Source organism: Pseudomonas sp. VEM90, from assembly GCF_054611535.1.
Genome location: NZ_JBTRAR010000011.1, coordinates 63,225 through 85,632, shown reverse-complemented (window position 1 = coordinate 85,632; position 22,408 = coordinate 63,225). Strand labels below are relative to the sequence as shown.

Sequence of the window (22,408 nt, the reverse complement as noted above, 5' to 3'; positions counted from 1 at the left end):
TTTACTGCCATGCGATGTTGACTGATGAATCCGCTGAGCGTTCTGCGCGACTCCCTGTACTTCTTCCGCCGTCACCTGCCAAACATCCTCCAGCTGTGCCTGCCGCTGGTGGTCGTGGAAGCCCTGCTCACCCAGTTGCTGGACCGACAGCTGGGCGACCAGGCATCACCGGCCTACGGCATGCTGGTCAGCCTGTTGTTCTACCCGTTGTACAGCGCAGCCCTGATCCTGTACCTGGACACGCGCAGCAACGGCCAGGAAATCGCCAAGCGCGACCTGTTCGCCCGCGCCCTGCAGTTGTGGCCACAACTGGCCCTGCTGATCCTGATCAGCTCGCTGCTGATCATGGCCGGCCTTGCGCTGTTCATCTTCCCGGGGGTGTGGATCATGATCAACCTGGTGTTCGCCGAGTACCTGCTGGTACTGCGCGGCCGGCCGGTGGTGCAGGCGATGCGCGAAAGCGCAAGCATGACCACCGGGCACTTCATGCGCATCATGATCTGCGTTCTAGGCGTGCTGGCGCCGATCTGGCTGATCGACGGGCTGCTGTTGATGGCCTTCCCCGAGCCATCACCAGGGATGGAACTGGCCATGGACAGCCTCAGCGGCTTCCTGCAGTTGTTCAGCACCGTGGTGCTGTATCGCCTGTTCATGTTGCTGGAAGGTGAAGCCAGCACCTGAGGCCACCGGGGAATGTTTTCGATCTGCCGGCTGCCCAGCCTTGGCGCCAGAGTGCACACCCTCAACGCCATTCAAGGAGTGCACCATGAACGAAACCATCAAGGCAGGGTACGCCCGGTCATTTCGCGGCCAACTGTACATGCGCGCCGTCGACCGAGACATCCCGCTGCGCCTCAGCCGCAGTACAGACAAATTCGGCTGGGGCATTACCCCCGAGGATGACTGGTTGCAGGCGGGAGGTAGGCAGGACTCGCCGGTGATGGACTTTCATTACCACTCGCGGACCAACGATCGCCTGCACTACCGCATCAGCATGCCAGGGCGCCCGGAGACCAAGAAGCTAGGATTCAGCCGCAATGGCTATCTGGGCTTCTACTGGCATGCAGAGGTTAGCGAATACTGGAAAATCGAGCCGCTGGCGCTGACAGATGAAGGCCTTGTCTGCCATCTGCGCGACCAGCGGGGCTACAGGGTCGGCGCCCTCACGGATACGCCGCACAGGAGTGGGGAGTGGGTAGCCTGGCTCAACGTCGAGGAAGGCGAAGTGATCACGTTCCTGTTGAGGCAGGCAGATCGAGCTTCACTGACGGGGGCAATACGATAAATGGCACGACCACTGACACGTCGTGGCCAGAGCATGATTTTTCGGCCTGCCGCACTCGGTGGTGTGCATCAGCTCCCTCTCGGCTTGGCCCTGGCGGTAGCCTCGGCCACCAGAGGGTCGTCCGGCCAGTAGTGCTTCGGATATCGCCCTTTCAGGTCTTTCTTCACCTCGGCATAGGTCGTGCGCCAGAAACTGGCCAGGTCCTGGGTCACCTGCACCGGCCGACGCGCCGGTGACAGCAGGTGCAGCTTGACCTGCTGCCGGCCATTGGCGATGCGCGGGGTGTCGGCAAGGCCGAACAGTTCTTGCAGACGCACGGCGAGAATCGGCGGGGTTTCGCTGTAATCCAGGCGGATGTTCGAGCCGGACGGCACGGCCAAATGCGCCGGGGCCTGTTCTTCCAGGCGTTGCGGCAGCGGCCAGGGCAGCAGATTGCGCAGCATCGACGGCAAGTCCAGCGCGGCAAAGTGGCTGAGACGCGATACTTTGCTCAGGTAAGGCTGTAGCCAGTCTTCCAGGCTGGCCAGCAGGGCCTCGTCCCCCAGGTCAGGCCATTCACTGTGGCCATCCTTCTCCAGGTCGAGCTGACGCAGCAGTGCCACACGTGCCTGCCATTGCCGCAGCTCGGGCGTCCAGGTCAGCAGGTTCAAACCTTTGCGCCGGACCAGGCCAAGCAGCGCTCGGGCCCTGGCTTCGTCATCCAGCCCGGGCAGCGGCTCGCGGCTGAGGACCAGTTCGCCAACCTTCACCTGGCGCTCGGCGCGCAACACCTGCTCGCGCTCGTCCCAATCGAGGATATCGAACCGCTCGACCTGCTCGGCCAGTACACCCTCGAGCAACACCGGATCGAATTCGGCTGCCAGATAGATCCGCTCCTCACGCTGCCCCTGGCGGCTACCCAGGTCGGCGATCACCAGCCATGGGCACTTCATCAAGGCATCGACTTCGCCAAACAGGGCCGCACGGCCGTTGGCGAGCCGATACTCAGCCCCACCCGCCCGGCGCTGCTGGGCGACCCGGTCAGGGTAGGCCAGCGCCAGCAGGGCGCCCAACCAGCGAGGGTGGTCCGGGTCGGCGACCGGCGCACCAACCTTGCCACGCAACAGGCCACGGTATTGCCGGGCCAGCTGGCGAGCACGCTGCACCCCACCCTGGCCGCCACGCACAGCCTTGCTCTCACCGCTGACCAGCGCAAGTCGGCTGTGCAAGTCGGCACCACCGCCGCGCTGAATGTCCCGCTCCCCCAGCAGTGCAGCCACATCGCATGCCATCTGTGCCAGGCCCAGGTCCTGACCGCGCAGCAACAAGTGCGCGATGCGTGGGTGAGCCGGCAGTTCGGCCATGGCCTGGCCATGCTCGCTAAGGTTGTCGCGGCTGCCCGGCTTGAAGGCGCTGAGTCGCGCCAACAGGTCCTGCGCCTGAGCGAACGCTGCCGCAGGCGGCTGGTCGAGCCAACGCAACTGCTCGGGGGTTACACCCCAGCGGGTCAGTTGCAGGGCCAGCCCGGCCAGGTCGGCCTGGAGGATCTCGGCACTGCCATGGGCGGCCAACTGGTCATGCTGGGCCTCGGACCAAAGGCGGTAGCACACGCCGGGCTCCAGACGGCCGGCACGCCCGGCGCGCTGGGTGGCACTGGCGCGGGAAATGCGCTGGGTGTCCAGGCGGGTCATGCCGCTGCCGGGGTCGAAGCGCGGCACCCGGGCCAGCCCTGCGTCGATCACCACGCGCACGCCATCGATGGTCAGGCTGGTTTCGGCGATGTTGGTGGCCAGCACCACCTTGCGCAGGCCCTTGGCCGGCGGGTCGATAGCGGCGCGCTGGGCATTGAGGTCGAGCTCGCCATGCAGCGGGCACAGCAGAATCTCGGGGCGCGCCCCCAGCGCCTCCTGAAGGCTTTGGTGAACCCGGCGGATCTCGGCTTGCCCGGGCAGGAACACCAGCACGCTGCCGGCCTGATCAGCCAGCGCATGCAGCACGCTGTCCACCACCCGTGGCTCGATGAACTCGCCTGGCTGGAACGGCCGCCCCCAACGGATATCCACCGGATGCATGCGCCCTTCGCTGGTGACCACCGGGGCATCGTCCAACAGCCGCGACAGGCGCTCGCCTTCCAGCGTCGCCGACATCAGCAGAATCTTCAGGGGCGGGTCGTCACGAAGCAACTCGCGGCCGTTAAGGCTCAGCGCCAGGGCCAGATCGGCATCCAGGCTGCGCTCATGAAATTCATCGAAGATCAGCAAGCCCACACCTTCCAGCGCCGGGTCGGCTTGCAGACGGCGTGTGAGGATGCCTTCGGTCACCACTTCAATACGGGTTTTCGGCCCGACCTTGCTGTCCAGGCGGATGCGGTAACCCACGGTTTCCCCAACCTGCTCGCCCAGCTCACTGGCCAGCCGTTCGGCCGCAGCACGCGCAGCCAGGCGCCGAGGCTCGAGCATGAGGATGGTCTGCCCAGCCAGCCACGGTTCGTGCAGCAGCGCCAGTGGCACGCGGGTGGTCTTGCCAGCGCCGGGCGGGGCTTCAAGCACCACTTCGTCACGGTTTTCCAGCGCCTGGCGCAGGGCGGGCAAGGCAGCATCAATGGGTAATGAAATCATGGTGGTCCTCGAACAGTGTCGCGAGTATAACGGCGAACCCAGCCTGCTCTATCATGGTCTTAACATCAGGTGCAGGCGCATCGCTTGTCCTGCTGAACACCTTCTCGGAGATTTACATGCGCATCTCGACCCGCGTCATCGGTGGCGCCCTCATCGCCACCCTGCTGACTCAACTGACGGCCTGCGGCACCATTTTCTACCCGGACCGGCGCGGCCAGATCGGCGGCAAGATCGACCCTGTGGTTGCTGCAATGGATGCCATCGGTATTCTGTTCTACGTGATCCCGGGGCTCATTGCCTTCGGCATCGACTTTGCCACCGGCGCCATTTACTACCCAGGTGGCCACACCGCCCAGGTCGAACCGGCCAAACTGCAAGAAGCCGTCAGCCCCGATGGCAAGGTCGACAACCTGAAGTTGCAGGCCATTCTGGAAAGCGAACTGGGCCAGCGCCTGCCGCTGAACGACCCACGGCTGATCCAGCACCGCGGCAGCATCGAACAACTGGCCAGCCTCGGCCTGGTCCCGGCAGCCTGAGCCACACGGACGCTGACCACGGATGACCACGACCCCAGCTGAACACCAGCGCCTGCTGCGCCTGGCCACACGCGCGTCACTGGCAGTGGCCAGCATCCTGGTGCTGAGCAAGGCGCTGGCCTGGTGGCTGAGTGGGTCGGTGAGCCTGCTGGCTGGGCTGACCGATTCGGCACTGGACGCAGTGGCCTCGTTCCTCAACCTGCTGGCGGTGCACTATGCCCTGCGCCCGGCCGACGACGATCACCGGTTTGGCCATGGCAAGGCCGAGGCCTTGGCCGGTATGGCCCAGGCGCTGTTCATCGGAGTCAGTGCGGTGCTGATCGGGGTGCAGGCGGTCGAGCGCCTTTACACCCCGCAACCGCTGGGTGATACCGCCATCGGCATCGCGGTGATGCTGCTGTCGCTGGTGCTGACGGTCGCCCTGCTGGCACTGCAGTACAAGGTTATCCGGCTCACCGGCTCTACTGCGGTACGGGCAGATTCCCTGCACTACCGCTCGGACTTGCTGCTCAACGGCAGCATTCTGCTGGCCTTGTTGCTGGCGCGTTTTGGCTGGCCTCAGTTGGATGCGCTGTTCGGCCTGGGCATCGCCTTTTACATCCTCTGGAGTGCGCTGCAAATTGCCCGCGAAAGTACGGCGATCCTGATGGACAAGGCGTTACCCGGCGATGTTGGCGAGGAGATGACCGCGCTGGTGCTGGCCGTTGCAGGCGTGAAAGGCGTGCATGACCTGCGCACGCGCGTGTCGGGCAACCAGTGGTTTGTGCAACTGCACCTGGAACTGCCGGGGCAACTGCCGCTGCATGAGGCGCATAGCTTGTGCGTGGAGGCCTCGCGGGTGATCCGCCAGCGTTACCCACAGGCAGACGTGATGGTGCACGCCGACCCGGTATGAGGTAACCACCCATGCCCCACCCCTTGTAGGCGCGGGTTCATCGCGAAAGGGCCGGGGCTGCTGGCCAATTTCCACCCGCCGATCACCGTTGCCGCCGCTACCGTATTCGCGGGTAAACCCGCTCCTACACACGCACAGGCCTTTGTAGGAGCGGGTTCACCCGCGAAAGGGCCGGGCCTGCTAGCCAATTTCCACCCGCCGATCACCGTTGCCGCCGCTACCGTATTCGCGGGTAAACCCGCTCCACACGCACAGGCCTTTGTAGGAGCGGATTCACCCGCGAAAGGGCCGGGGCTGCTGGCCAATTTCCACCCGCCGATCACCGTTGCCGCCGCTACCGTATTCGCGGGTAAACCCGCTCCTACAGGGGTTCCGTGCAGGGTTCAGTTGATGCTGTAACCCCGACCACTGAAGCAGGCCCCCAGCGCCCGCTGGTAGTGGCTGAGCACAGTGGCCTCCGGTGCGTACGTCGCCGTCGCCGGGTCGAAGCCCGACTGGCTCACCGCCCAGCGATGGCACTGATAGCGGTCCTGCTCCTGCTGTTCCTGCCCCTGGCCATACATCGGATAAGCCACCACGTCATACCCGCCGTTTGCCGGTGCCACCGGCACGCCGACCGGCGGGTTGACCACCACATATTCCTGGCTGTCTGCCAGGTACTGGTAATAGGTATCGGCCACCAGAAAGAACAGCGCACCCCCCAACCACACTTCCCGCGCATAAGGCGGCAGGTAATTGACCCGCACGCCGTACGGCGGGGTCACCACGATGTAACTGCCCCCGTGCGGGCGGTACCAGTAACCCCCGGAGTAGAAATAGTCAGCGCCCCGATAGGGTACTTTCCAGTAGCGGTCAGGAAAATGGTCCACCCTGTGCCCTGGGCGATACTGCGGCCCAGGCCCCCAGCCATTGCCATGGCCATCCGGGCGCCCCTGCCAGTCGCCACCGGGCCGTTGCCCCGGGCCACCGATTTGCCAGTGGTGATCATCACCGTGTCGGCGGGGAATGTCCTGGTAATACCCCTGGCGCGGCGGCTGGGTCTGGCGCACTTCGTCGCGCGAGTTGAGCGAGCGCCCCGACGGCCCCTCGCCAGGCCCTTCAGCCAGGGCCCCAAGGCTGATGCTCAAACCTAGCAAACCAACACCTGCCAACTGCCAGATGCGCGACGTCATGGTGTTCCTCTCGGTAGAAAAAACTGCAACCATCGCCAGTCTACCGCGCCCATGACACAGGCCAATTAAAATTCCCGGCATGAAAAAAGGGAGGCCACAGGGCCTCCCTTCAGGAATTGTCGTCCGTGCTCGGCACTTGTGGCGCCGGCTCACCTCACACCGTCTTCTGGAGGGTGTGTAGCCCGGGGGCCTGCAGATCCTGTTGGATGGCTGGCCGCGACCGCCCGCCTAGGGCGCGTCGCCGTGGACTGATGTCCGGGCAGTGATTCTGGTGATAAAGATACCGGACGGGTTGCGACAGAGGATTGCGAAGATTGCTCAGATAAATAGCACTTGCGCAATTTTTCACCCTGGATTGATAATTCGCAGCAATCCGAACAGAAAAGGCAAATGCCATGAGCAAACTTGACCGCTACGACCTGAGCATCCTCGCCGAATTGCAGCGCGATGCGCGCATTTCCAACCAGGAACTGGCCGAACGCATCGGCCTGTCGCCATCGCCATGCTCACGTCGGGTCAAGCAACTGGAAGACGACGGCTACATCTCGCGCCAGGTGGCCCTGCTCGACCGCAAGAAACTGGGCCTGAGCCTGACCGCCTATGTGTTGATAGGCATGGACCGCCACACCCCGGAACGCTTTGAAACATTCGAGGCCGCCATCCGCAACCTGCCGCAGGTGCTCGAGTGCAGCCTGGTCACCGGCATGGATGCCGACTATCAGCTGAAAGTGGTGGTGCCGGACATGGACCACTACCAGAAACTGCTTCTAGGCAGCCTGACGCGTATCGAAGGCGTCACCAGCGTGCGTTCGAGCTTCGTGCTCAACCAGGTACTGGCCAGCACCGAGCTGCCATTGACCCACCTGCGTTAAATGCTCACGCCAGCCGACGTATAATCGGACGCTCAACCCGCCTGGAGAACACCGATGGATCCCGCCGTATTCGAAGAGTGGATGATGATTATCCTGGTCACCGTATTGATCGGTTTCATGGGCTTCATCGTCTGGGACCTGGCGAAAAAGTCCAAGGCAGGCAAGTTCGGCACGCTGATCCTGTTCTTCGTGCTGGGGCTTGGGGTGCTGGCCTTCATCATCAAGAGCGTGGTGGTGGGGTTTCTGGAAGGCGTATAAAACATTTCAGGGCCATTCGCGGGCACGCCCGCTCCCACAGATTTGGCGCTGCCTTCAAGTACTGCGCCGTCCCTGTGGGAGCGGGCATGCCCGCGAACAGGCCCCTGACCTGAACTAAAGCTTGGCAGGGACCTCCCGCCAGCCCCCCTGCTCCAGCCCATCCAGCGCCCAATCCCCGATCCGCACCCGCACCAGGCGTAAGGTCGGCAAGCCCACCGCCGCCGTCATCCGCCGCACCTGGCGGTTACGCCCTTCGCGAATCACCAGCTCCAGCCAGCTGGTCGGCACACTTTTGCGAAAGCGTACCGGCGGGTTGCGCGGCCACAGCTCGGGCTCTTCCAGGCGCCGCGCCTCGGCCGGCAAGGTCGGCCCATCGTTCAGCTCCACACCATCGCGCAAACGCTGCAACTGCTCGTCACTCGGTTCGCCTTCCACCTGCACCCAGTAGGTTTTGGCCAGCTTGTGCTTCGGGTCGGCAATCCGCGCCTGTAGCCCACCATCATTGGTCAACAACAGCAGGCCTTCACTGTCGCGGTCCAGACGCCCGGCCGGGTATACGCCCGGGATGTCGATGAAGTCCTTGAGCGTCGCGCGCCCTTCACCGTCGCTGAACTGGGTCAGCACGTCGAACGGTTTGTTGAACAGGATCAGGCGCGGCTCAGCGGGTGGCGCCTTGGCCTGGCGACGCGGGCCGGCGGCAGGCCGCGCCTGGGGGCGGCGCGGCTTGTTACGGGGTGGCAGTGACATGGATCCTCAGCGGAACGGCGGCTCATCGAAGCTGCGCAGTTTACGCGAGTGCAGCGAGTTGAGCTCGGTGCGCAGCAGGTCGAGGGCGGCAATGCCGATCTTCAGGTGCTGGCTGACCGCCCGGTTGTAGAAAGCGTTGGCCGAACCTGGCAGTTTGATCTCGCTGTGCAGCGGCTTGTCGGACACACACAGCAAGGTGCCGTAAGGCACGCGCAAACGGTAGCCCTGGGCAGCAATGGTGCCGCTTTCCATGTCCACCGCCACGGCACGCGACAGGTTGATCAACGGGCGTTCCTGGGCCCAGCGCAGCTCCCAGTTGCGGTCGTCGTAGGTCAGCACGGTGCCGGTGCGCAGGCGCTTTTTCAACTGCTCGCCACGCTCGCCAGTGACCTGTGCGGCAGCCTCCTGCAAGGCCATCTGCACTTCGGCCAGGGCCGGGATCGGGATATTCGGCGGCACGACCCGGTCGAGAATGCCGTCACGACGCATATAGGCGTGCGCCAGCACGTAGTCGCCGATGGTCTGCGACTGCCGCAGGCCGCCGCAGTGGCCGATCATCAGCCAGCAATGCGGGCGCAGCACGGCCAGGTGGTCGGTGATGTTCTTGGCGTTGGACGGGCCGACACCAATGTTGACCAAGGTAACGCCATTGCCGTCGGCGGCGATCAGGTGGTAGGCCGGCATCTGGTAGCGGTGCCAGACCACGCTGGCCACCAGGGCCTGGGTTTCGCCATGGTCCATGCCCTTTTCGATCACAACGTTACCCGGCAACACCATACGCACGAAGCGCGAGTCGTCACGCAGTTGTTCCAGGCCATGGCTGATGAACTGATCGACATAGCGGTGGTAGTTGGTCAGCAGGATCCACGGCTGTACATGGCGCCAGTCGCTGCCGGTGTAGTGCACCAGGCGGCGCAGCGAGAAGTCGACCCGCGCGGCATCGAACAACGCCAGTGGCATGATTTCAGCACGGTCCCAGTCGTACAGGCCATCAGCGATGTTGTCGGTGGCCGCCGACAGGTCGGTGCTGGGGAACACACGCGCCAGCTGCGCAGCGGTAATGCCGCTGCCGGCCAGCTCGTCGCCCTGGTCGACCACATAGGGGTAAGGGATGTTCTGCTCGCTGACGCCGACTTCTACCGTGACGGTGTAGTCATGCATCAGCGGGCGCAGTTGTTCCAACAGGTAGCCACGGAACGCAGCGGGCTGGGTAATGGTGACGCTGTAGGTGCCGGCAACCTGAACCTTGGCGTAGGCGCGGGTGGTGGCGGCGACTTCGCCATGGCTGTAGTAGGTCAGACGCAGTGCCGGGTAGCGGAACAGGTCGCGCTCATCGGCATCGGGCTCGGTACGGTCCTTCAGGTAACGCTTCAGGGCCTTACTAAGGGCCCCTGTGGCCTGTTCATGCAAGGCCGCCAGACGGTCGACGGCCTGTTCGGGGGTATCAACGACTACAAAAGCGTGGCTCACACTGTGCTTCCTGTCTGGACATGCATGTGATCCATCTTGCCTGCCTTCTTGGTTAAATACACCCCCATTGATCGCTGTTGGGTTGATTCGCGGGCAAGCCCGCTGCTACAGCGGCCAGGCAGGCGTAGCCCTTGTTACCAATGCCATCACATCCACACCTCGCGGCAGTGCCCCATACACCCTGCCACCACCGGCCAAGCGGCTGCCGATAAACGCATCACTGACCTCTGTATTCCCCGCCTCCAGCAGCAGCTTGGCCTGCAACGCCAGGGCAATATCCTCGGTCAGTTGGCGCGCGCGGTACTGCATGTCACCGGTGTCGGCAAACGCCCCCTTGAGGTTGCCGATATGCGCCGCCAGGCGCGGGTCGCCATGCCCGTCACCCAGCTCGGCAAACAGTGCATCGAGCACTCCCGGCTCCTTGGACAATGCCCGCAGCACATCCAGGCACTGCACGTTGCCCGAGCCCTCCCAGGTCGAGTTGACCGGCGCCTCGCGGTACAGCCGTGGCAGAATGCTGTCTTCCACATAACCCGCGCCACCCAGGCATTCGGCGGCCTCGTTGATCATGGCCGGCGCACGTTTGCAGATCCAGTATTTGCCCACCGCCGTGACCAGCCGAGCGAAATGCGCCTGCTGTGGGTCGTCCAGTTGCTCCAGCGCCTGGCCCATGCGCAAGCTCAGGGCCAACGCAGCCTCACTTTCCAGTGCCAGGTCGGCCAGCACGTTCTGCATCAATGGCTGCTCGTTCAGTACCCGCCCGCCGACCTTGCGATGCGCGCAATGGTGGGCCGCCTGCGTCAGCGCCTGGCGCATCAGCGCGCTGGAGCCGACCATGCAGTCGAACCGGGTCATGGCGACCATCTCGATGATGGTCGGCACGCCGCGCCCCTCTTCGCCAATCATCCACGCCAGCGCACCGCGAAACTCTACCTCGCTGGAGGCGTTGGAGCTGTTGCCCAGCTTGTTCTTCAGCCGCTGGATATAGAACTGGTTGCGGTTGTCATCCGGGCGGTGGCGCGGCAGCAGAAAGCAGCTCAGGCCTTTGTCGGTTTGCGCCAAGGTCAGGAAAGCGTCGCACATCGGCGCCGAGCAGAACCACTTGTGGCCAACCAGCTCATAGGCCTGCCCCGGGCCCGGCGTACCGACCGGATAGGCCCGGGTAGTGTTGGCGCGCACATCGGTGCCGCCCTGCTTTTCGGTCATCGCCATGCCAAGCGTGACCCCGGCCTTGTGCCGGTCACCCACGTTGCGCGGATCATATTCGCAGGCAAGGACCTTCGGCAGCCAGTATTCAGCCAGTTCAGGCTGCAGGCGCAATGCCGGCACGGCGGCAAACGTCATGGTCAGCGGGCAACCGGTGCCGGCCTCGGCCTGGCTGTGCAGGTAGGTCATCGACGCCCGTGCAACATGGGCGCCAGCGCGGGGTTCGGCCCATGGTAAAGAAGGCAGGCCATGTTCGACGGCGGTACGCATCAGCTCATGGTAGGCCGGGTGGAACTCGACCAGGTCGATGCGATGGCCATAGCGGTCGTGGCTGCTGAACTCGGGTTTGTGCGCGTTGGCCAGGAAGCCTGCCTGCATCAGCGGGCCGCCGGCCAGGGCACCATAGGCGTCGATCCGCGACTCGGCCCAGCCCGCGCCAAAACGCCTTGACCATTCCTGCAGTGGAATGTCGAGGCGGTACAGGTTGGCACCGTCGAGTGGCGGCGGCTGATTGGTGACTTCGTGGGTTTCAGCGTACTGGTGCAGGCTCATCGGGGGGCTCCTGGATCCGGGTAGGCTTGAGAGACCCAGTGAAGCACTGCTTGCGGGGTAGTCAAAGGGGTATTCATGACTAAACGTGTGGTTGCTGGCGTGCGCGCGCGCGTAGGAGCGGGTTTACCCGCGAATACGATGATGGCGGCAATGGTGAACGGTGGGTAGATATTGGCCAGCAGACCCGGCCCTTTCGCGGGTGAACCCGCTCCTACAACGACCTGTGTGTAGGAGCGGGTTTACCCGCGAATGCGGTGGTGGCGGCAACGGTGAACGGCGGGTGGATATCGGCCAGCAGACCCGGCCCTTTCGCGGGTGAACCCGCGCCTACAACGACCTGTGCTGTGTAGGAGCGGGTTTACCCGCGAATACGGTGGTGGCGGCAACGGTGAACGGTGGGTGGATATTGGCCAGCAGGCCCGGCCCTTTCGCGGGTGAACCCGCTCCTACAACGACCTGTGCTGTGTAGGAGCGGGTTTACCCGCGAATACGGTGGTGGCGGCAACGGTGAACGGTGGGTGGATATTGGCCAGCAGGCCCGGCCCTTTCGCGGGTGAACCCGCTCCTACAGCGAGCGCCGCGCCTGCAGCATGTGCGGGCTCATCTGCGCCTGCGAAATCGCCATGTTCAAACTCAACTCGAAGCGGCTACCCAACCCGCGCGTCGATTCATGTGCCAATCTGGCCCCCAGCAACTCCCCCATCTGCCGGCAAATCGACAAGCCGATGCCCAAACCGCCATACCGCCGGGTCATCGAACCATCGACCTGGAAGAACCGCTGGTACAGGGTCGACTGCTCCAGATCATCGAAACCGATACCGCTGTCGCTGACGGTAAAGGTCAACGCCAGATCACCCGGCCCCACCCGGCGGCCGCGTACCTGGATCATCACCCCGCCCTGATGGGTGAACTTCAAACCGTTATCCACCAGGCAACCCAGGCAGTGCGCCAGTTTCTGCCCGTCACCGAGCAACTCGTCCGGCAGGTCGGCCGGAATATCCAGGCTCAGGTACAACCCTTTGCCCAGAGCCTGCCCGGCATAACCGGCGCGCAAGCCCTGTAACAGGGCGCGCAGGCTGAACGGTGCCGGCTGCACCCGCAGGCGGCCGGCCTGCAATTCGGACAGGGTAAGAATGGCATCGACCATATCCATCATGCCTTGGGCAGACCCCACTGCCGTGTGATGGTACTGAGCCATTTCGGCATCCATCGGCAGGGTGTGCATCAACTCGAGCGAGCCAATCACCCCGTTCATCGGGGTGCGCAGCTCGTGAGTCACGCTGGCCAGGAACTCGTCCTTCAGACGGTTGCTCCTGGCCAGTTGCAGGTTCAGTTGCTCGAGCGTACGCCCAGTGTCGCGCAAGGTCTGCGCCTGCTGCTCGCGCAGGCTGTTGATGCGGTCGGCCAGCGCCAGCGACAACAAGGCCACCTCCAGCGCCGAACCCAACTGGCTGGCATACATGGTGATGAACACGTTCGGCAGGTAGCCCAGCACCATCAAGGTGTTGACCAGACCGCCAAGCAGAAACGCCGTCCAGGCGATGATGAACCAGCGCGCCACTCGAAAGCCGCGCCACCAGGCATACAGGCCGGCGCAGAAGACGCTTACAGTGAACAGCAACGCCAGCAGCGTGGCCATGCGCAGAGCAACGCCATAGGGCATGCTCACCGCCAGCACCATGACCAGCGCGCCCCCCAGCATCAGCAGTTGCAACAGGCGGTCGAAGCCACGGTTGATGCTGCCCAGTCGCAGGAAGTGCCGGGCGAACTGGCAGCCGAACAGGCCGGCGGCGCCAATGAACAATGGCGTGGAAGCATTCGCCCACCAAGGGCTGTCTGGCCAGAAGTACGCTACACCGGCACCGTTCACCGACACCTGGTAAAGGCCGAACGAAGCGATGTAAAGGATGTAGTAGAGGTAGCTGACGTCGCGCACGCTCAGGTAGATGAACAGGTTGTATACCAGCATCACCAGCAACACGCCGTAGATCATCCCCAGCACATACAGGCGCGTGGGCTGCTCTTCCAGGTAGGCATCAGGGGACCATAACGCCAGCGGTGCTTGCACCGACCCCTGGCTGTGCAGCCGCAGGTACGCGGTAGTCACCTTGCCAGGGGGCAATTGCAATTCGAACAAGTAGTTGTTCTGCTGGATCTGCCGGCTGTCGTAAGGCAAGGCATCGCCGGTACGCTGCGCCAGACGGTACATGCCGCTGCTGTCAGGCAAATACAGTTCGAGGTGATCCAGCGGCGGGTAGGCCAGCTCCAGCAACCATTGACGCGGGGCTGCACTGGGCGCGGCAACGGGGCGCAACTCGACCTTGAGCCAGAACACCGAGGTGGAGTAACCGGCGTTCAGCACATCTTCATGGTGGGGCTGAAAGTGTTTGGCAAACCCGGGGGCACTGACCTGAGCGATGCTGGCATTGCCATCGGGGTCTTCATAAACCTGCATGGCCTTGCCCAGTGGAAGATGCCGGGTAGCGTCGTCGAAATCGACCGCTCCGGCCAGCACGGGCAGCAAGCCCAGAAGCACAATCAGCAAATAGCGCATACAGCCCCAGCATGGCCTGTCCGGTCGCGTCGCGGTAGCCTCCCATCCGTTTGAGACGACGTGATCCTGCAGAACCCGTTTGTAGAGTTATCCGAGCACTCTAGCATAGCTTCACAACCTGGCAATGGGCCATAAAAAACACAAAGAAAAGGCTCTAAATCAACGCTTTCAATAGAAAAACAACAGACAACCTGACCGATCGATCAGTAAAACTCGTTTGTCGGACGATCCGCCCAAACAGGTTTGGTGGTAAGCTCGCCGACCATGAATACCTACAGCTCCCGCCCCGTTGTCCTCTGTCTCTCCGGCCACGACCCCAGTGGCGGCGCCGGCTTGCAGGCAGATATCGAAGCCCTGATTGCCCAAGGCTGCCACGCTGCACCTGCAGTGACCGCCCTGACCGTGCAGGATACCGTCAACGTTTCCGACTTCCGCGTACTCGACCGCGAGTGGGTGCTGGCCCAGGCCAACGCCGTGCTGGCCGACTCCACGGTGGCCGCCGTCAAGTTGGGCATGCTCGGCTCGATCGAGATGGTCGACACCGTCGCCGAACTGCTGGCCGCCCACCCCCACCTGCCGCTGGTCTGCGACCCGGTGCTGCGTGCCGGTGGCGGTGGCCGCCTGGGCAAGGACGAAGTGGGCTACGCCCTGCGCGAACGTCTGCTGCCGCTGGCGACCATCGCCACACCGAACCTGCCCGAAGCGCGCATCCTCGCCGAACTGCCCGAAGGCACCGCTGATGAATGCGCCAAGAAACTGTTGCCGTTCTGTAGACACCTGCTGATTACCGGCGGTCACGGCGACGAAGACGAAATTCACAACCGCCTGTACACCCAGGACGGCCAGCACTTCACCTGGACTTGCCAGCGCCTGCCAGGCAGCTACCACGGCTCGGGCTGTACGCTGGCCAGCGCCCTGGCCGGCCGCCTGGCGCTCGGCGAGCAGCTGGAAAGCGCCGTGCGCACCGCCCTGGACTACACCTGGCGCACCCTGCGTGACGCCGAGCAGCTGGGCAAAGGCCAGTACGTGCCGCGCCGCCTGCCCCTGGACTTCTGCTCCTGACACGAGGCCTTCAATGAAGCTACGCGGTCTGTATGCCATCACCGACAGCCAGCTGCTCGCCGGCCGTTTCCTGTCCCATGTCGAGGCGGCCCTGGAAGGCGGCGTGTGCCTGCTGCAGTACCGCGACAAGAGCGACGATGCGGCGCGCCGCCTGCGTGAAGCCGAAGGGCTGATGAAGCTCTGCGAGCGTTACGGCACCCGGTTGCTGATCAACGATGACGCCGAACTGGCCGCACGCCTGGGTGTCGGCGTACACCTGGGCCAGACCGACGGCCCGCTGACCCCGGCCCGCGCACTGCTCGGCCGTCAGGCAATCATCGGTTCCACCTGTCACGCCAGCCTCGAACTGGCCACCCAGGCTGCCAGCGAAGGCGCCAGCTACGTGGCGTTTGGCCGCTTCTTCAATTCTGTCACCAAGCCGGGCGCGCCCGCTGCCAACGTCGAACTGCTGCAGCAGGCCCGCGCCCAGGTGAAACTGCCGATCGCCGTGATCGGCGGCATCACCCTCGACAACGCCGCCCCGCTGGTCGCCCACGGTGCCGACTTGCTGGCGGTGATCCACGGTTTGTTCGGTGCCGACAGCGCGCAGGAAGTCACCCGCCGCGCCCGCGCCTTCAACGCCTTGTTCGCATCCTGATTCGAGAGATACTTCCATGTCCCGTTCCGAAGCCCTGTTCGCCCAAGCCCAGAAGCACATCCCCGGCGGCGTCAACTCGCCAGTCCGCGCTTTCAAGAGCGTTGGCGGCACGCCGCTGTTCTTCAAGCATGCCGAAGGCGCCTATGTCGTTGACGAAGACGACAAACGCTACGTCGACTACGTCGGCTCCTGGGGCCCGATGATCCTCGGCCACGGCCACCCGGACGTGCTGGACTCGGTACGCAAGCAGCTGGAGCACGGCCTGTCCTACGGCGCGCCGACCGCCATGGAAACCGAGATGGCCGATCTGGTCTGCTCGATCGTACCGTCGATGGAAATGGTGCGCATGGTCAGCTCGGGCACCGAAGCCACCATGAGCGCCATCCGCCTGGCCCGTGGCTACACTGGCCGTGACGCCATCATCAAATTCGAAGGCTGCTACCACGGCCACTCCGACAGCCTGCTGGTAAAAGCCGGCTCCGGCTTGCTGACCCAAGGCGTGCCAAGCTCGGCAGGCGTGCCAGCGGACTTCGCCAAACACACCCTGACCCTGCCGTTCAACGACATCGCTGCCGTCGAGAAGACCTTGGCCGAAGTTGGCCAGACCGTGGCCTGCATCATCGTGGAGCCCGTGGCCGGCAACATGAACTGCGTACCACCGGCACCGGGCTTCCTCGAGGGCCTGCGTGAGCAATGCGACAAGCATGGCGTGGTGCTGATTTTCGACGAAGTGATGACCGGTTTCCGCGTCTCGCTCGGCGGCGCCCAGGGCCATTACGGCATCACGCCGGACCTGTCTACCTTCGGCAAGATCGTCGGTGGCGGCATGCCGGTCGGCTGTTTCGGCGGCAAGCGTGAAATCATGGGCTGCATCGCCCCGCTCGGCCCGGTCTACCAGGCCGGCACCCTGTCGGGCAATCCGCTGGCCATGGCCGCCGGCCTGACCACCCTCAAGCTGATCAGCCGCCCAGGCTTCCACGCCGAGCTGACCGACTACACCAGCCGCATGCTCGATGGCCTGCAGCAGCGCGCCGATGCCGCTGGCGTGCCATTCGTCACCACCCAGGCCGGTGCCATGTTCGGTCTGTACTTCAGCGGCGCCGACGATATCGTCACTTTCGAAGACGTGATGGCCAGCGATGCCGAGCGCTTCAAGCGCTTCTTCCACCTGATGCTCGACGGTGGCGTGTACCTGGCACCGAGCGCATTCGAGGCGGGCTTCACCTCCATCGCCCACGGTGACAAGGAGCTGCAGATCACCCTGGATGCGGCTGAGAAAGCCTTTGCTGCATTGAAGTAATTGCCAGCCTGCGCCGGCCTCTTCGTGAGCCAACCCACTCCTACACTCATGAAAGCGACACCCCCTTGTAGGAGCGGGTTCACCCGCGAAGAGGCCGGCACAGGCAATAATTACGCACGCACAATCAGCTGACTTCCCCAACCAAGCAGAAATTCGAGTAAAACTTTGTAAGGTTGGCGCTGCTTATCCCATAATGTGCCACCAGAGACATTGGCCGCAGCTTTGCAGAGGTAAGTCGATCCCCATGAACCGCACCGGCCGCGCCCTGACCCTGGGCTGCCTGTTGCTTCTTCAGCCCCTGCTGGCCCTGGCGGAGGGCGGTAACTCGTTGCTGATTCCGGCGACGGGCCGCTGTACCTTGAACGTTCAGCCTGAAGACCTGGCAAACGCCCTCAAGGCCTGCGAGCAGACGGCTACTGCGGGGGATGCCCAGGCGCAATTCGAACTGGGCGAGTATTACTACACGCAAACACCAAAAAACCTGGACAAAGCCCTGGACTGGTTCCAGAAGGCTTCGCTGCAAGGCCATGCCGACGCCCAATACCGCCTGGGCGCCATGTTCTTCCGTGGCGAAGGGGTCAAGGCCAACAACGTGCAGGCCTACATCCTGCTGAAGATGGCTGCGGTCAATGGCGCCGAAGATGCGCTGGACATGGCCGACGAAGTGACCGAGCAAATGCCCCGCGACGAACTGGAGCATGCCACCCAGGTGCTCGGCCAGATTTTCCGCAAGTACCTGCTGGAGCTGCAGAGCGCCGAAGGGCGTACGCCGTTCTCGCCGCTTCCCTGAAGGTCACTTTTCCGGCATTGGCATCGGGAACGGCATCACATTGCCGCCACCCTTGGCCTCGCTGATCTTCGCCGTGCCCAGCCGCTCCACCTCATCGATGCGCACAATCGAGTGCATTGGCACGAAACTGCGGACCACTCCGTCGAACTGGCTCTTGAGCTTCTCCTCACTCGGGTCCACTACCAGCTGCGAGCGCTCTCCGAACACGAACTCCTCGATTTCCAGAAAGCCCCACAGGTCACTCTGGTAGATCTGCTTGGCGTACATCTCGAAGACCTGGCCCTGGTTCAGGAAGATCACTTTATAGATGGCGGGTTCGCGCTTGCTCATGTTCGACCAGATAACACATGCGTAAGAAAAGGTGGCCATGATACCTGTTCTGGCCCCTTCGCGGGTGAGCCCGCGCCCACAGGATCTCTACCGGCCTTGCAGGAGCGGGCTCACCCGCGACGAGGCCAGAACAGCCCGTACATACCGTTGAACGTTTCAGTGCTTTCGCCACTGCCATTCAAGGGTTATTCTTGAGTTCAACTCCATCGCCGTCGAGCGGCTAAAAACGACCTTGAACGCACCCATAGAACCCCATCGTTTCATCCTCGAACCCTTCGAGGCCCACCGTTTCGCCAACTTGTGCGGCCAGTTCGACGAGCACCTGCGCCTGATCGAGCAGCGCCTGGCCATCGAGATCCGCAACCGCGGCAATCAGTTCGAACTGATCGGCGAACCCAGGACCACCTCTGCTGCCGAACAGCTGCTGCGCCGTCTCTATCGCGAGACCAAGGCCACCGACCTGTCACCGGAAACCGTACACCTGTACCTGCAGGAGTCGGCTGTCGAAAACATCGACAACCCGGCCGTCAACGAGGTCAGCGTGTCGCTGCGCACGCGCAAGGGCAACATCCGCCCGCGCGGGCTCAACCAGCAGCGCTACGTCAAGGAAATCCTGGCCAACGACATCAATTTCGGCATCGGCCCGGCCGGTACCGGCAAGACCTACCTGGCCGTAGCCTGCGCCGTGGACGCGCTGGAACGCGAACAGGTGCGCCGCATCTTGCTGGTGCGCCCGGCGGTCGAGGCAGGTGAAAAGCTCGGTTTCCTGCCCGGCGACCTGGCACAGAAAATCGACCCGTACCTGCGCCCGCTGTACGACGCCCTGTACGAAATGCTCGGCTTCGAACACGTGGCCAAGCTGATCGAACGCCAGGTGATCGAAATCGCCCCTCTGGCCTACATGCGTGGCCGCACCCTGAACAACAGCTTCATCATCCTCGACGAAAGCCAGAACACCACGCTCGAACAGATGAAGATGTTCCTGACCCGCATCGGTTTCGGCTCTACCGCGGTGATCACCGGTGACATCACCCAGGTCGACCTGCCCCGTGGCACCAAGTCGGGCCTGGCGCACGTCATCGAGGTGCTGAAGGACGTTCCCGGGATCAGCTTTACCCATTTCCAACCCAAGGATGTGGTTCGTCACCCACTGGTGCAGCGTATTGTCGAAGCCTACGACCGCTTCGAAGCCCGTCAGCCCAAGCCCGAGGCGCCCGGCAAAGATGCTTGAACTTGATATCCAACGGGCCACGGATGCTGCCACTCCAGATGACGCCGCCTTTCGCCGCTGGTGCGAATTGGCGTTGCGCCAGCGCAGCGCAGACTCGGAAATGACCATTCGCCTGGTCGACGAAACCGAAGGCCGCGAGCTGAACCACACCTACCGGCACAAGGACTACGCGACCAATGTGTTGTCGTTCCCGGCCGATGTGCCCGATGACCTGCTCGATATCCCGCTGCTGGGCGACCTGGTGATCTGCGTGGCGGTGGTCGAGCGCGAAGCGGCCGAACAAGGCAAATCGCTGGAGGCGCACTGGGCGCACCTGGTCATCCACGGTTGCCTGCACTTGCTCGGCTATGACCACATCGAGGATGAGGAGGCCGAGGAAATGGAAAGCCTGGAACGGGAATTGCTGGCAGAACTGGGTCACCCCGACCCGTATGCCGATGATGAAACCGACACAATCACACACTGATACACGAAGGATCACGAGAACCGCCATGAGCGAAGATCGATCGAGCAACGGGCAGAAGTCCTGGCTGGGTAAACTGACCCAGGCTTTTGCCCATGAGCCGAAAAACCGCCAGGAGCTGCTTGAGCTGCTGCGCGAAGCCCATCAGAACAAATTGCTGGACAGCGAAGCGCTGACCATCGTCGAAGGCGCCATTCAGGTCGCCGACCTGCAGGTTCGCGACATCATGGTGCCGCGCTCGCAGATGAACAGCATCAAGGCCGGCCAGTCGCCTCGCGAGTTCCTGCCGGCGGTGATCGACGCCGCGCACTCGCGCTACCCGGTAATCGGCGAAAGCCATGACGATGTGCTCGGGATCCTGCTCGCCAAAGACTTGCTGCCATTGATCCTCAAGGAGAACGGCGACAGCTTCAACATCAAGGACCTGCTGCGCCCGGCCACCTTCGTACCCGAGTCCAAGCGCCTGAACGTGTTGCTGCGCGAGTTCCGCGCCAACCACAACCACATGGCCATCGTCATCGACGAATATGGCGGCGTGGCGGGCCTGGTTACCATCGAGGATGTGCTGGAGCAGATCGTCGGCGATATCGAGGACGAGCACGACGTCGAGGAAGACAGCTACATCAAGCCACTGCCCAGCGGTGATTTCCTGGTCAAAGCGCTTACCCCGATCGAGAACTTCAACGAGTTCTTCGACAGCGAGTTCTCCGATGACGAGTTCGACACGGTCGGCGGCCTGGTGATGAGCGCCTTTGGCCACCTGCCCAAGCGCAACGAAACCACTGAGATCGGCTCTTACAAGTTCCGTATTCTCAACGCCGACAGCCGGCGGATACACTTGCTGCGCCTGACCCCGATCACCCGTTAAGGACAAACATGCGTTGGATCACCCGCCCCGGCTGGCCCGGTAACCTGCTGGCCCTGGCGGCCGGTGCTTCCACCCTCCTGGCCCTGGCGCCGTTCGACATCTGGCCGCTGGCGGTGTTGTCCATCGCGATGCTCTACCTTGGCCTGCGCGAGCTCAGCCCGCGCCAGGCCATGTGGCGTGGCTGGTGGTTCGGGTTTGGCCTGTATGGCGCCGGCACCTGGTGGATCTACGTCAGCATGAACACCTACGGCGGCGCCTCGCCGCTGCTGGCGATCGTGCTGTTACTGGCGTTCTTCGCCGCACTGGCCTGGTTCTTTGCCCTGCCCACCTGGTTGTGGGCGCGCTGGCTACGCCGCAACGAAGCACCACTGGCCGACGCCCTGTGCTTCGCCGCCCTCTGGCTCCTGCAAGAGGCCTTCCGCGGCTGGTTCCTGACCGGCTTCCCCTGGCTGTACGCCGGCTATAGCCAACTGGACGGCCCGCTGGCCGGCCTTGCGCCGCTGGGCGGGGTATGGCTGATTTCCTTCACCCTCGCCCTCACCGCCGCCCTGCTGTGCAACCTGCACCGCCTGCGCACCCGCCCCTCGTTCCTGGCCGTGGCCAGTGTGCTGTTGCTGGCCCCCTGGGTGCTGGGCCTGGCGCTCAAGGGCCATGCCTGGACCATTCCGGCAGGCGAGCCGCTGAAAGTGGCGGCGATCCAGGGCAACGTCGAGCAGGACCTGAAATGGGACCCGAGGCACATCGACGCGCAACTGGCGCTATACCGCGACCTGAGTTTCAGCTCCAGGCCAGTGGACCTGCTGGTTTGGCCGGAAACTGCTGTTCCGGTACTCAAGGACCAGGCCCAGGGCTACATCGACGTGATGGGCCGCTTCGCCGCCGAGCGCCACTCGGCACTGATCACGGGGGTGCCGGTGCGTGAAGAAGTGCACCACCAGCGCCGCTACTACAACGGCATCACCGTCACGGGCGAAGGCGATGGTACTTACCTCAAGCAGAAGCTGGTGCCGTTTGGCGAGTATGTGCCGCTGCAAGACGTGCTGCGTGGGGCCATCGAGTTCTTCGACCTGCCCATGTCGGACTTCGCCCGCGGCCCGGAAGACCAGCCGCTGCTGCAGGCCAAGGGCTACCAGATTGCCCCTTACATCTGCTACGAGGTGGTCTACCCCGAGTTCGCCGCCGGCCTGGCTGCGCGTAGCGACCTGCTGCTGACCATCAGCAACGACACCTGGTTCGGCAAATCCATCGGCCCCTTGCAGCACCTGCAGATGGCGCAGATGCGCGCGCTGGAAGCCGGCCGCTGGATGATCCGCGCCACCAACAACGGCGTGACGGCGCTGATCGACCCGTTTGGCCGCATTACCACGCAGGTTCCGCAATTCCAGCAGGCAGTGCTGTATGGCGAAGTGGTGCCGATGCAGCAGCTGACACCTTACCTGCAATGGCGCTCATGGCCGCTGGCAATAGTCTGTGCATTGTTGCTGGGCTGGGCGTTGCTGGCAGGGCGTATTGCAAAAACCGTCTGATTGGCGATACGCGGCCACTGTAGGAGCGGGTTTACCCGCGAATACGGTAGTGGCGGC

Annotated in this window: 21 protein-coding genes; 14 read left to right on the top strand and 7 right to left on the bottom strand. The window is 63.5% G+C overall.

The window, feature by feature from the left end:
• The first annotated feature begins 24 nt into the window (after positions 1-24).
• Both ACYCCG_RS12750 and ACYCCG_RS12745 read left to right on the top strand, forming a co-directional pair.
• A complete protein-coding gene (locus tag ACYCCG_RS12750) occupies positions 25-681 on the top strand; it encodes a YciC family protein (protein WP_010955396.1) in 657 nt (218 codons plus the stop codon).
• An 85-nt stretch (positions 682-766) separates the two neighbouring features.
• Positions 767-1,285, top strand: coding sequence for a hypothetical protein (locus ACYCCG_RS12745; RefSeq protein ID WP_209963273.1), 519 nt, complete (start codon positions 767-769; stop codon positions 1,283-1,285).
• Between the two features lie 68 nt (positions 1,286-1,353).
• On the opposite strand, the gene hrpB is transcribed toward ACYCCG_RS12745, so the two are convergent.
• On the bottom strand, positions 1,354-3,882 hold the full coding sequence (gene hrpB / locus ACYCCG_RS12740) for an ATP-dependent helicase HrpB (RefSeq protein WP_339444663.1): 2,529 nt from the start codon (positions 3,880-3,882) through the stop codon (positions 1,354-1,356).
• A 116-nt stretch (positions 3,883-3,998) separates the two neighbouring features.
• Here hrpB and ACYCCG_RS12735 point away from each other — a divergent pair, with 116 nt between their 5' ends.
• Both ACYCCG_RS12735 and ACYCCG_RS12730 read left to right on the top strand, forming a co-directional pair.
• On the top strand, positions 3,999-4,418 hold the full coding sequence (locus ACYCCG_RS12735; protein ID WP_209963270.1) for a polyribonucleotide nucleotidyltransferase: 420 nt from the start codon (positions 3,999-4,001) through the stop codon (positions 4,416-4,418).
• A 22-nt stretch (positions 4,419-4,440) separates the two neighbouring features.
• On the top strand, positions 4,441-5,313 hold the full coding sequence (locus tag ACYCCG_RS12730) for a cation diffusion facilitator family transporter (protein ID WP_339444664.1): 873 nt from the start codon (positions 4,441-4,443) through the stop codon (positions 5,311-5,313).
• Positions 5,314-5,696: 383 nt separating this feature from the next.
• Here the strand turns inward: ACYCCG_RS12730 and ACYCCG_RS12725 are convergent, their stop codons facing one another.
• Positions 5,697-6,485 (bottom strand): DUF6515 family protein, encoded by a 789-nt coding sequence (locus ACYCCG_RS12725; RefSeq protein WP_209963265.1) that lies wholly within the window; start codon positions 6,483-6,485, stop codon positions 5,697-5,699.
• 395 nt (positions 6,486-6,880) lie between these two features.
• Here ACYCCG_RS12725 and ACYCCG_RS12720 point away from each other — a divergent pair, with 395 nt between their 5' ends.
• Positions 6,881-7,357 carry an Lrp/AsnC family transcriptional regulator gene (locus ACYCCG_RS12720; RefSeq protein WP_003249795.1) on the top strand — a complete coding sequence of 159 codons (477 nt, stop codon included), beginning with the start codon at positions 6,881-6,883 and terminating at the stop codon, positions 7,355-7,357.
• A 54-nt stretch (positions 7,358-7,411) separates the two neighbouring features.
• Positions 7,412-7,615: a DUF2788 domain-containing protein gene (locus ACYCCG_RS12715; RefSeq protein WP_003249787.1), complete on the top strand. Its 204-nt coding sequence runs from the start codon at positions 7,412-7,414 to the stop codon at positions 7,613-7,615.
• A 114-nt stretch (positions 7,616-7,729) separates the two neighbouring features.
• On the opposite strand, the gene ACYCCG_RS12710 is transcribed toward ACYCCG_RS12715, so the two are convergent.
• The 4 genes from ACYCCG_RS12710 to ACYCCG_RS12695 all read right to left on the bottom strand — a co-directional run bounded on the left by ACYCCG_RS12710 (position 7,730) and on the right by ACYCCG_RS12695 (position 14,144).
• Positions 7,730-8,362 carry a pseudouridine synthase gene (locus ACYCCG_RS12710; protein WP_245354957.1) on the bottom strand — a complete coding sequence of 211 codons (633 nt, stop codon included), beginning with the start codon at positions 8,360-8,362 and terminating at the stop codon, positions 7,730-7,732.
• Between the two features lie 6 nt (positions 8,363-8,368).
• Positions 8,369-9,832, bottom strand: a complete 1,464-nt coding sequence (gene amn, locus ACYCCG_RS12705; protein WP_176683224.1) for an AMP nucleosidase — start codon at positions 9,830-9,832, stop codon at positions 8,369-8,371.
• Between the two features lie 105 nt (positions 9,833-9,937).
• The gene (locus tag ACYCCG_RS12700; protein WP_176683223.1) at positions 9,938-11,590 is read right to left on the bottom strand and encodes an acyl-CoA dehydrogenase family protein; all 1,653 of its coding nucleotides are present in this window, start codon (positions 11,588-11,590) and stop codon (positions 9,938-9,940) included.
• Between the two features lie 565 nt (positions 11,591-12,155).
• Positions 12,156-14,144, bottom strand: coding sequence for a sensor histidine kinase (locus tag ACYCCG_RS12695; RefSeq protein WP_459670621.1), 1,989 nt, complete (start codon positions 14,142-14,144; stop codon positions 12,156-12,158).
• A 264-nt stretch (positions 14,145-14,408) separates the two neighbouring features.
• On the opposite strand from ACYCCG_RS12695, the gene ACYCCG_RS12690 reads away from it, so the two are divergent.
• The 4 genes from ACYCCG_RS12690 to ACYCCG_RS12675 all read left to right on the top strand — a co-directional run bounded on the left by ACYCCG_RS12690 (position 14,409) and on the right by ACYCCG_RS12675 (position 17,933).
• Positions 14,409-15,206 (top strand): hydroxymethylpyrimidine/phosphomethylpyrimidine kinase, encoded by a 798-nt coding sequence (locus ACYCCG_RS12690; RefSeq protein ID WP_209963259.1) that lies wholly within the window; start codon positions 14,409-14,411, stop codon positions 15,204-15,206.
• Positions 15,207-15,219: 13 nt separating this feature from the next.
• The gene (thiE, locus tag ACYCCG_RS12685; RefSeq protein WP_176683221.1) at positions 15,220-15,843 is read left to right on the top strand and encodes a thiamine phosphate synthase; all 624 of its coding nucleotides are present in this window, start codon (positions 15,220-15,222) and stop codon (positions 15,841-15,843) included.
• A gap of 16 nt (positions 15,844-15,859) precedes the next feature.
• Positions 15,860-17,143, top strand: coding sequence for a glutamate-1-semialdehyde 2,1-aminomutase (gene hemL / locus ACYCCG_RS12680; RefSeq protein ID WP_012053798.1), 1,284 nt, complete (start codon positions 15,860-15,862; stop codon positions 17,141-17,143).
• Between the two features lie 244 nt (positions 17,144-17,387).
• The gene (locus ACYCCG_RS12675; protein WP_176683220.1) at positions 17,388-17,933 is read left to right on the top strand and encodes a tetratricopeptide repeat protein; all 546 of its coding nucleotides are present in this window, start codon (positions 17,388-17,390) and stop codon (positions 17,931-17,933) included.
• Positions 17,934-17,936: 3 nt separating this feature from the next.
• Here the strand turns inward: ACYCCG_RS12675 and ACYCCG_RS12670 are convergent, their stop codons facing one another.
• Complete coding sequence (locus tag ACYCCG_RS12670) at positions 17,937-18,263, bottom strand: DUF1820 family protein (RefSeq protein ID WP_003249769.1); 327 nt, start codon at positions 18,261-18,263, stop codon at positions 17,937-17,939.
• Positions 18,264-18,495: 232 nt separating this feature from the next.
• Here ACYCCG_RS12670 and ACYCCG_RS12665 point away from each other — a divergent pair, with 232 nt between their 5' ends.
• The 4 genes from ACYCCG_RS12665 to lnt are packed head-to-tail and all read left to right on the top strand — an operon-like array spanning position 18,496 to position 22,351.
• Positions 18,496-19,494 carry a PhoH family protein gene (locus ACYCCG_RS12665; protein ID WP_014592526.1) on the top strand — a complete coding sequence of 333 codons (999 nt, stop codon included), beginning with the start codon at positions 18,496-18,498 and terminating at the stop codon, positions 19,492-19,494.
• On the top strand, positions 19,487-19,960 hold the full coding sequence (gene ybeY, locus ACYCCG_RS12660) for an rRNA maturation RNase YbeY (RefSeq protein WP_176683219.1): 474 nt from the start codon (positions 19,487-19,489) through the stop codon (positions 19,958-19,960). Before ACYCCG_RS12665 ends, ybeY begins: the two co-directional genes overlap by 8 nt.
• Before the next feature lie 25 nt (positions 19,961-19,985).
• The gene (locus ACYCCG_RS12655) at positions 19,986-20,825 is read left to right on the top strand and encodes an HlyC/CorC family transporter (RefSeq protein ID WP_003249762.1); all 840 of its coding nucleotides are present in this window, start codon (positions 19,986-19,988) and stop codon (positions 20,823-20,825) included.
• 8 nt (positions 20,826-20,833) lie between these two features.
• Entirely contained in the window at positions 20,834-22,351 is a 1,518-nt protein-coding gene (gene lnt / locus ACYCCG_RS12650) for an apolipoprotein N-acyltransferase (RefSeq protein ID WP_209963252.1), read from the top strand.
• Positions 22,352-22,408 lie beyond the last annotated feature (57 nt).

What these genes read in the sequence shown, in the direction of transcription:
- hemL (WP_012053798.1), top strand. Translation starts at nt 15,860, where the DNA reads ATGTCCCGTTCCGAAGCCCTGTTCGCCCAAGCCCAGAAGCACATCCCC.
- ACYCCG_RS12735 (WP_209963270.1), top strand. Translation starts at nt 3,999, where the DNA reads ATGCGCATCTCGACCCGCGTCATCGGTGGCGCCCTCATCGCCACCCTG.
- hrpB (WP_339444663.1), bottom strand. Translation starts at nt 3,882, where the DNA reads ATGATTTCATTACCCATTGATGCTGCCTTGCCCGCCCTGCGCCAGGCG.
- ACYCCG_RS12710 (WP_245354957.1), bottom strand. Translation starts at nt 8,362, where the DNA reads ATGTCACTGCCACCCCGTAACAAGCCGCGCCGCCCCCAGGCGCGGCCT.
- ACYCCG_RS12715 (WP_003249787.1), top strand. Translation starts at nt 7,412, where the DNA reads ATGGATCCCGCCGTATTCGAAGAGTGGATGATGATTATCCTGGTCACC.
- thiE (WP_176683221.1), top strand. Translation starts at nt 15,220, where the DNA reads ATGAAGCTACGCGGTCTGTATGCCATCACCGACAGCCAGCTGCTCGCC.
- ACYCCG_RS12720 (WP_003249795.1), top strand. Translation starts at nt 6,881, where the DNA reads ATGAGCAAACTTGACCGCTACGACCTGAGCATCCTCGCCGAATTGCAG.
- ACYCCG_RS12690 (WP_209963259.1), top strand. Translation starts at nt 14,409, where the DNA reads ATGAATACCTACAGCTCCCGCCCCGTTGTCCTCTGTCTCTCCGGCCAC.
- ybeY (WP_176683219.1), top strand. Translation starts at nt 19,487, where the DNA reads ATGCTTGAACTTGATATCCAACGGGCCACGGATGCTGCCACTCCAGAT.
- ACYCCG_RS12700 (WP_176683223.1), bottom strand. Translation starts at nt 11,590, where the DNA reads ATGAGCCTGCACCAGTACGCTGAAACCCACGAAGTCACCAATCAGCCG.
- ACYCCG_RS12675 (WP_176683220.1), top strand. Translation starts at nt 17,388, where the DNA reads ATGAACCGCACCGGCCGCGCCCTGACCCTGGGCTGCCTGTTGCTTCTT.
- ACYCCG_RS12670 (WP_003249769.1), bottom strand. Translation starts at nt 18,263, where the DNA reads ATGAGCAAGCGCGAACCCGCCATCTATAAAGTGATCTTCCTGAACCAG.
- ACYCCG_RS12730 (WP_339444664.1), top strand. Translation starts at nt 4,441, where the DNA reads ATGACCACGACCCCAGCTGAACACCAGCGCCTGCTGCGCCTGGCCACA.
- ACYCCG_RS12725 (WP_209963265.1), bottom strand. Translation starts at nt 6,485, where the DNA reads ATGACGTCGCGCATCTGGCAGTTGGCAGGTGTTGGTTTGCTAGGTTTG.
- ACYCCG_RS12695 (WP_459670621.1), bottom strand. Translation starts at nt 14,144, where the DNA reads ATGCGCTATTTGCTGATTGTGCTTCTGGGCTTGCTGCCCGTGCTGGCC.
- ACYCCG_RS12745 (WP_209963273.1), top strand. Translation starts at nt 767, where the DNA reads ATGAACGAAACCATCAAGGCAGGGTACGCCCGGTCATTTCGCGGCCAA.
- ACYCCG_RS12750 (WP_010955396.1), top strand. Translation starts at nt 25, where the DNA reads ATGAATCCGCTGAGCGTTCTGCGCGACTCCCTGTACTTCTTCCGCCGT.
- ACYCCG_RS12655 (WP_003249762.1), top strand. Translation starts at nt 19,986, where the DNA reads ATGAGCGAAGATCGATCGAGCAACGGGCAGAAGTCCTGGCTGGGTAAA.
- lnt (WP_209963252.1), top strand. Translation starts at nt 20,834, where the DNA reads ATGCGTTGGATCACCCGCCCCGGCTGGCCCGGTAACCTGCTGGCCCTG.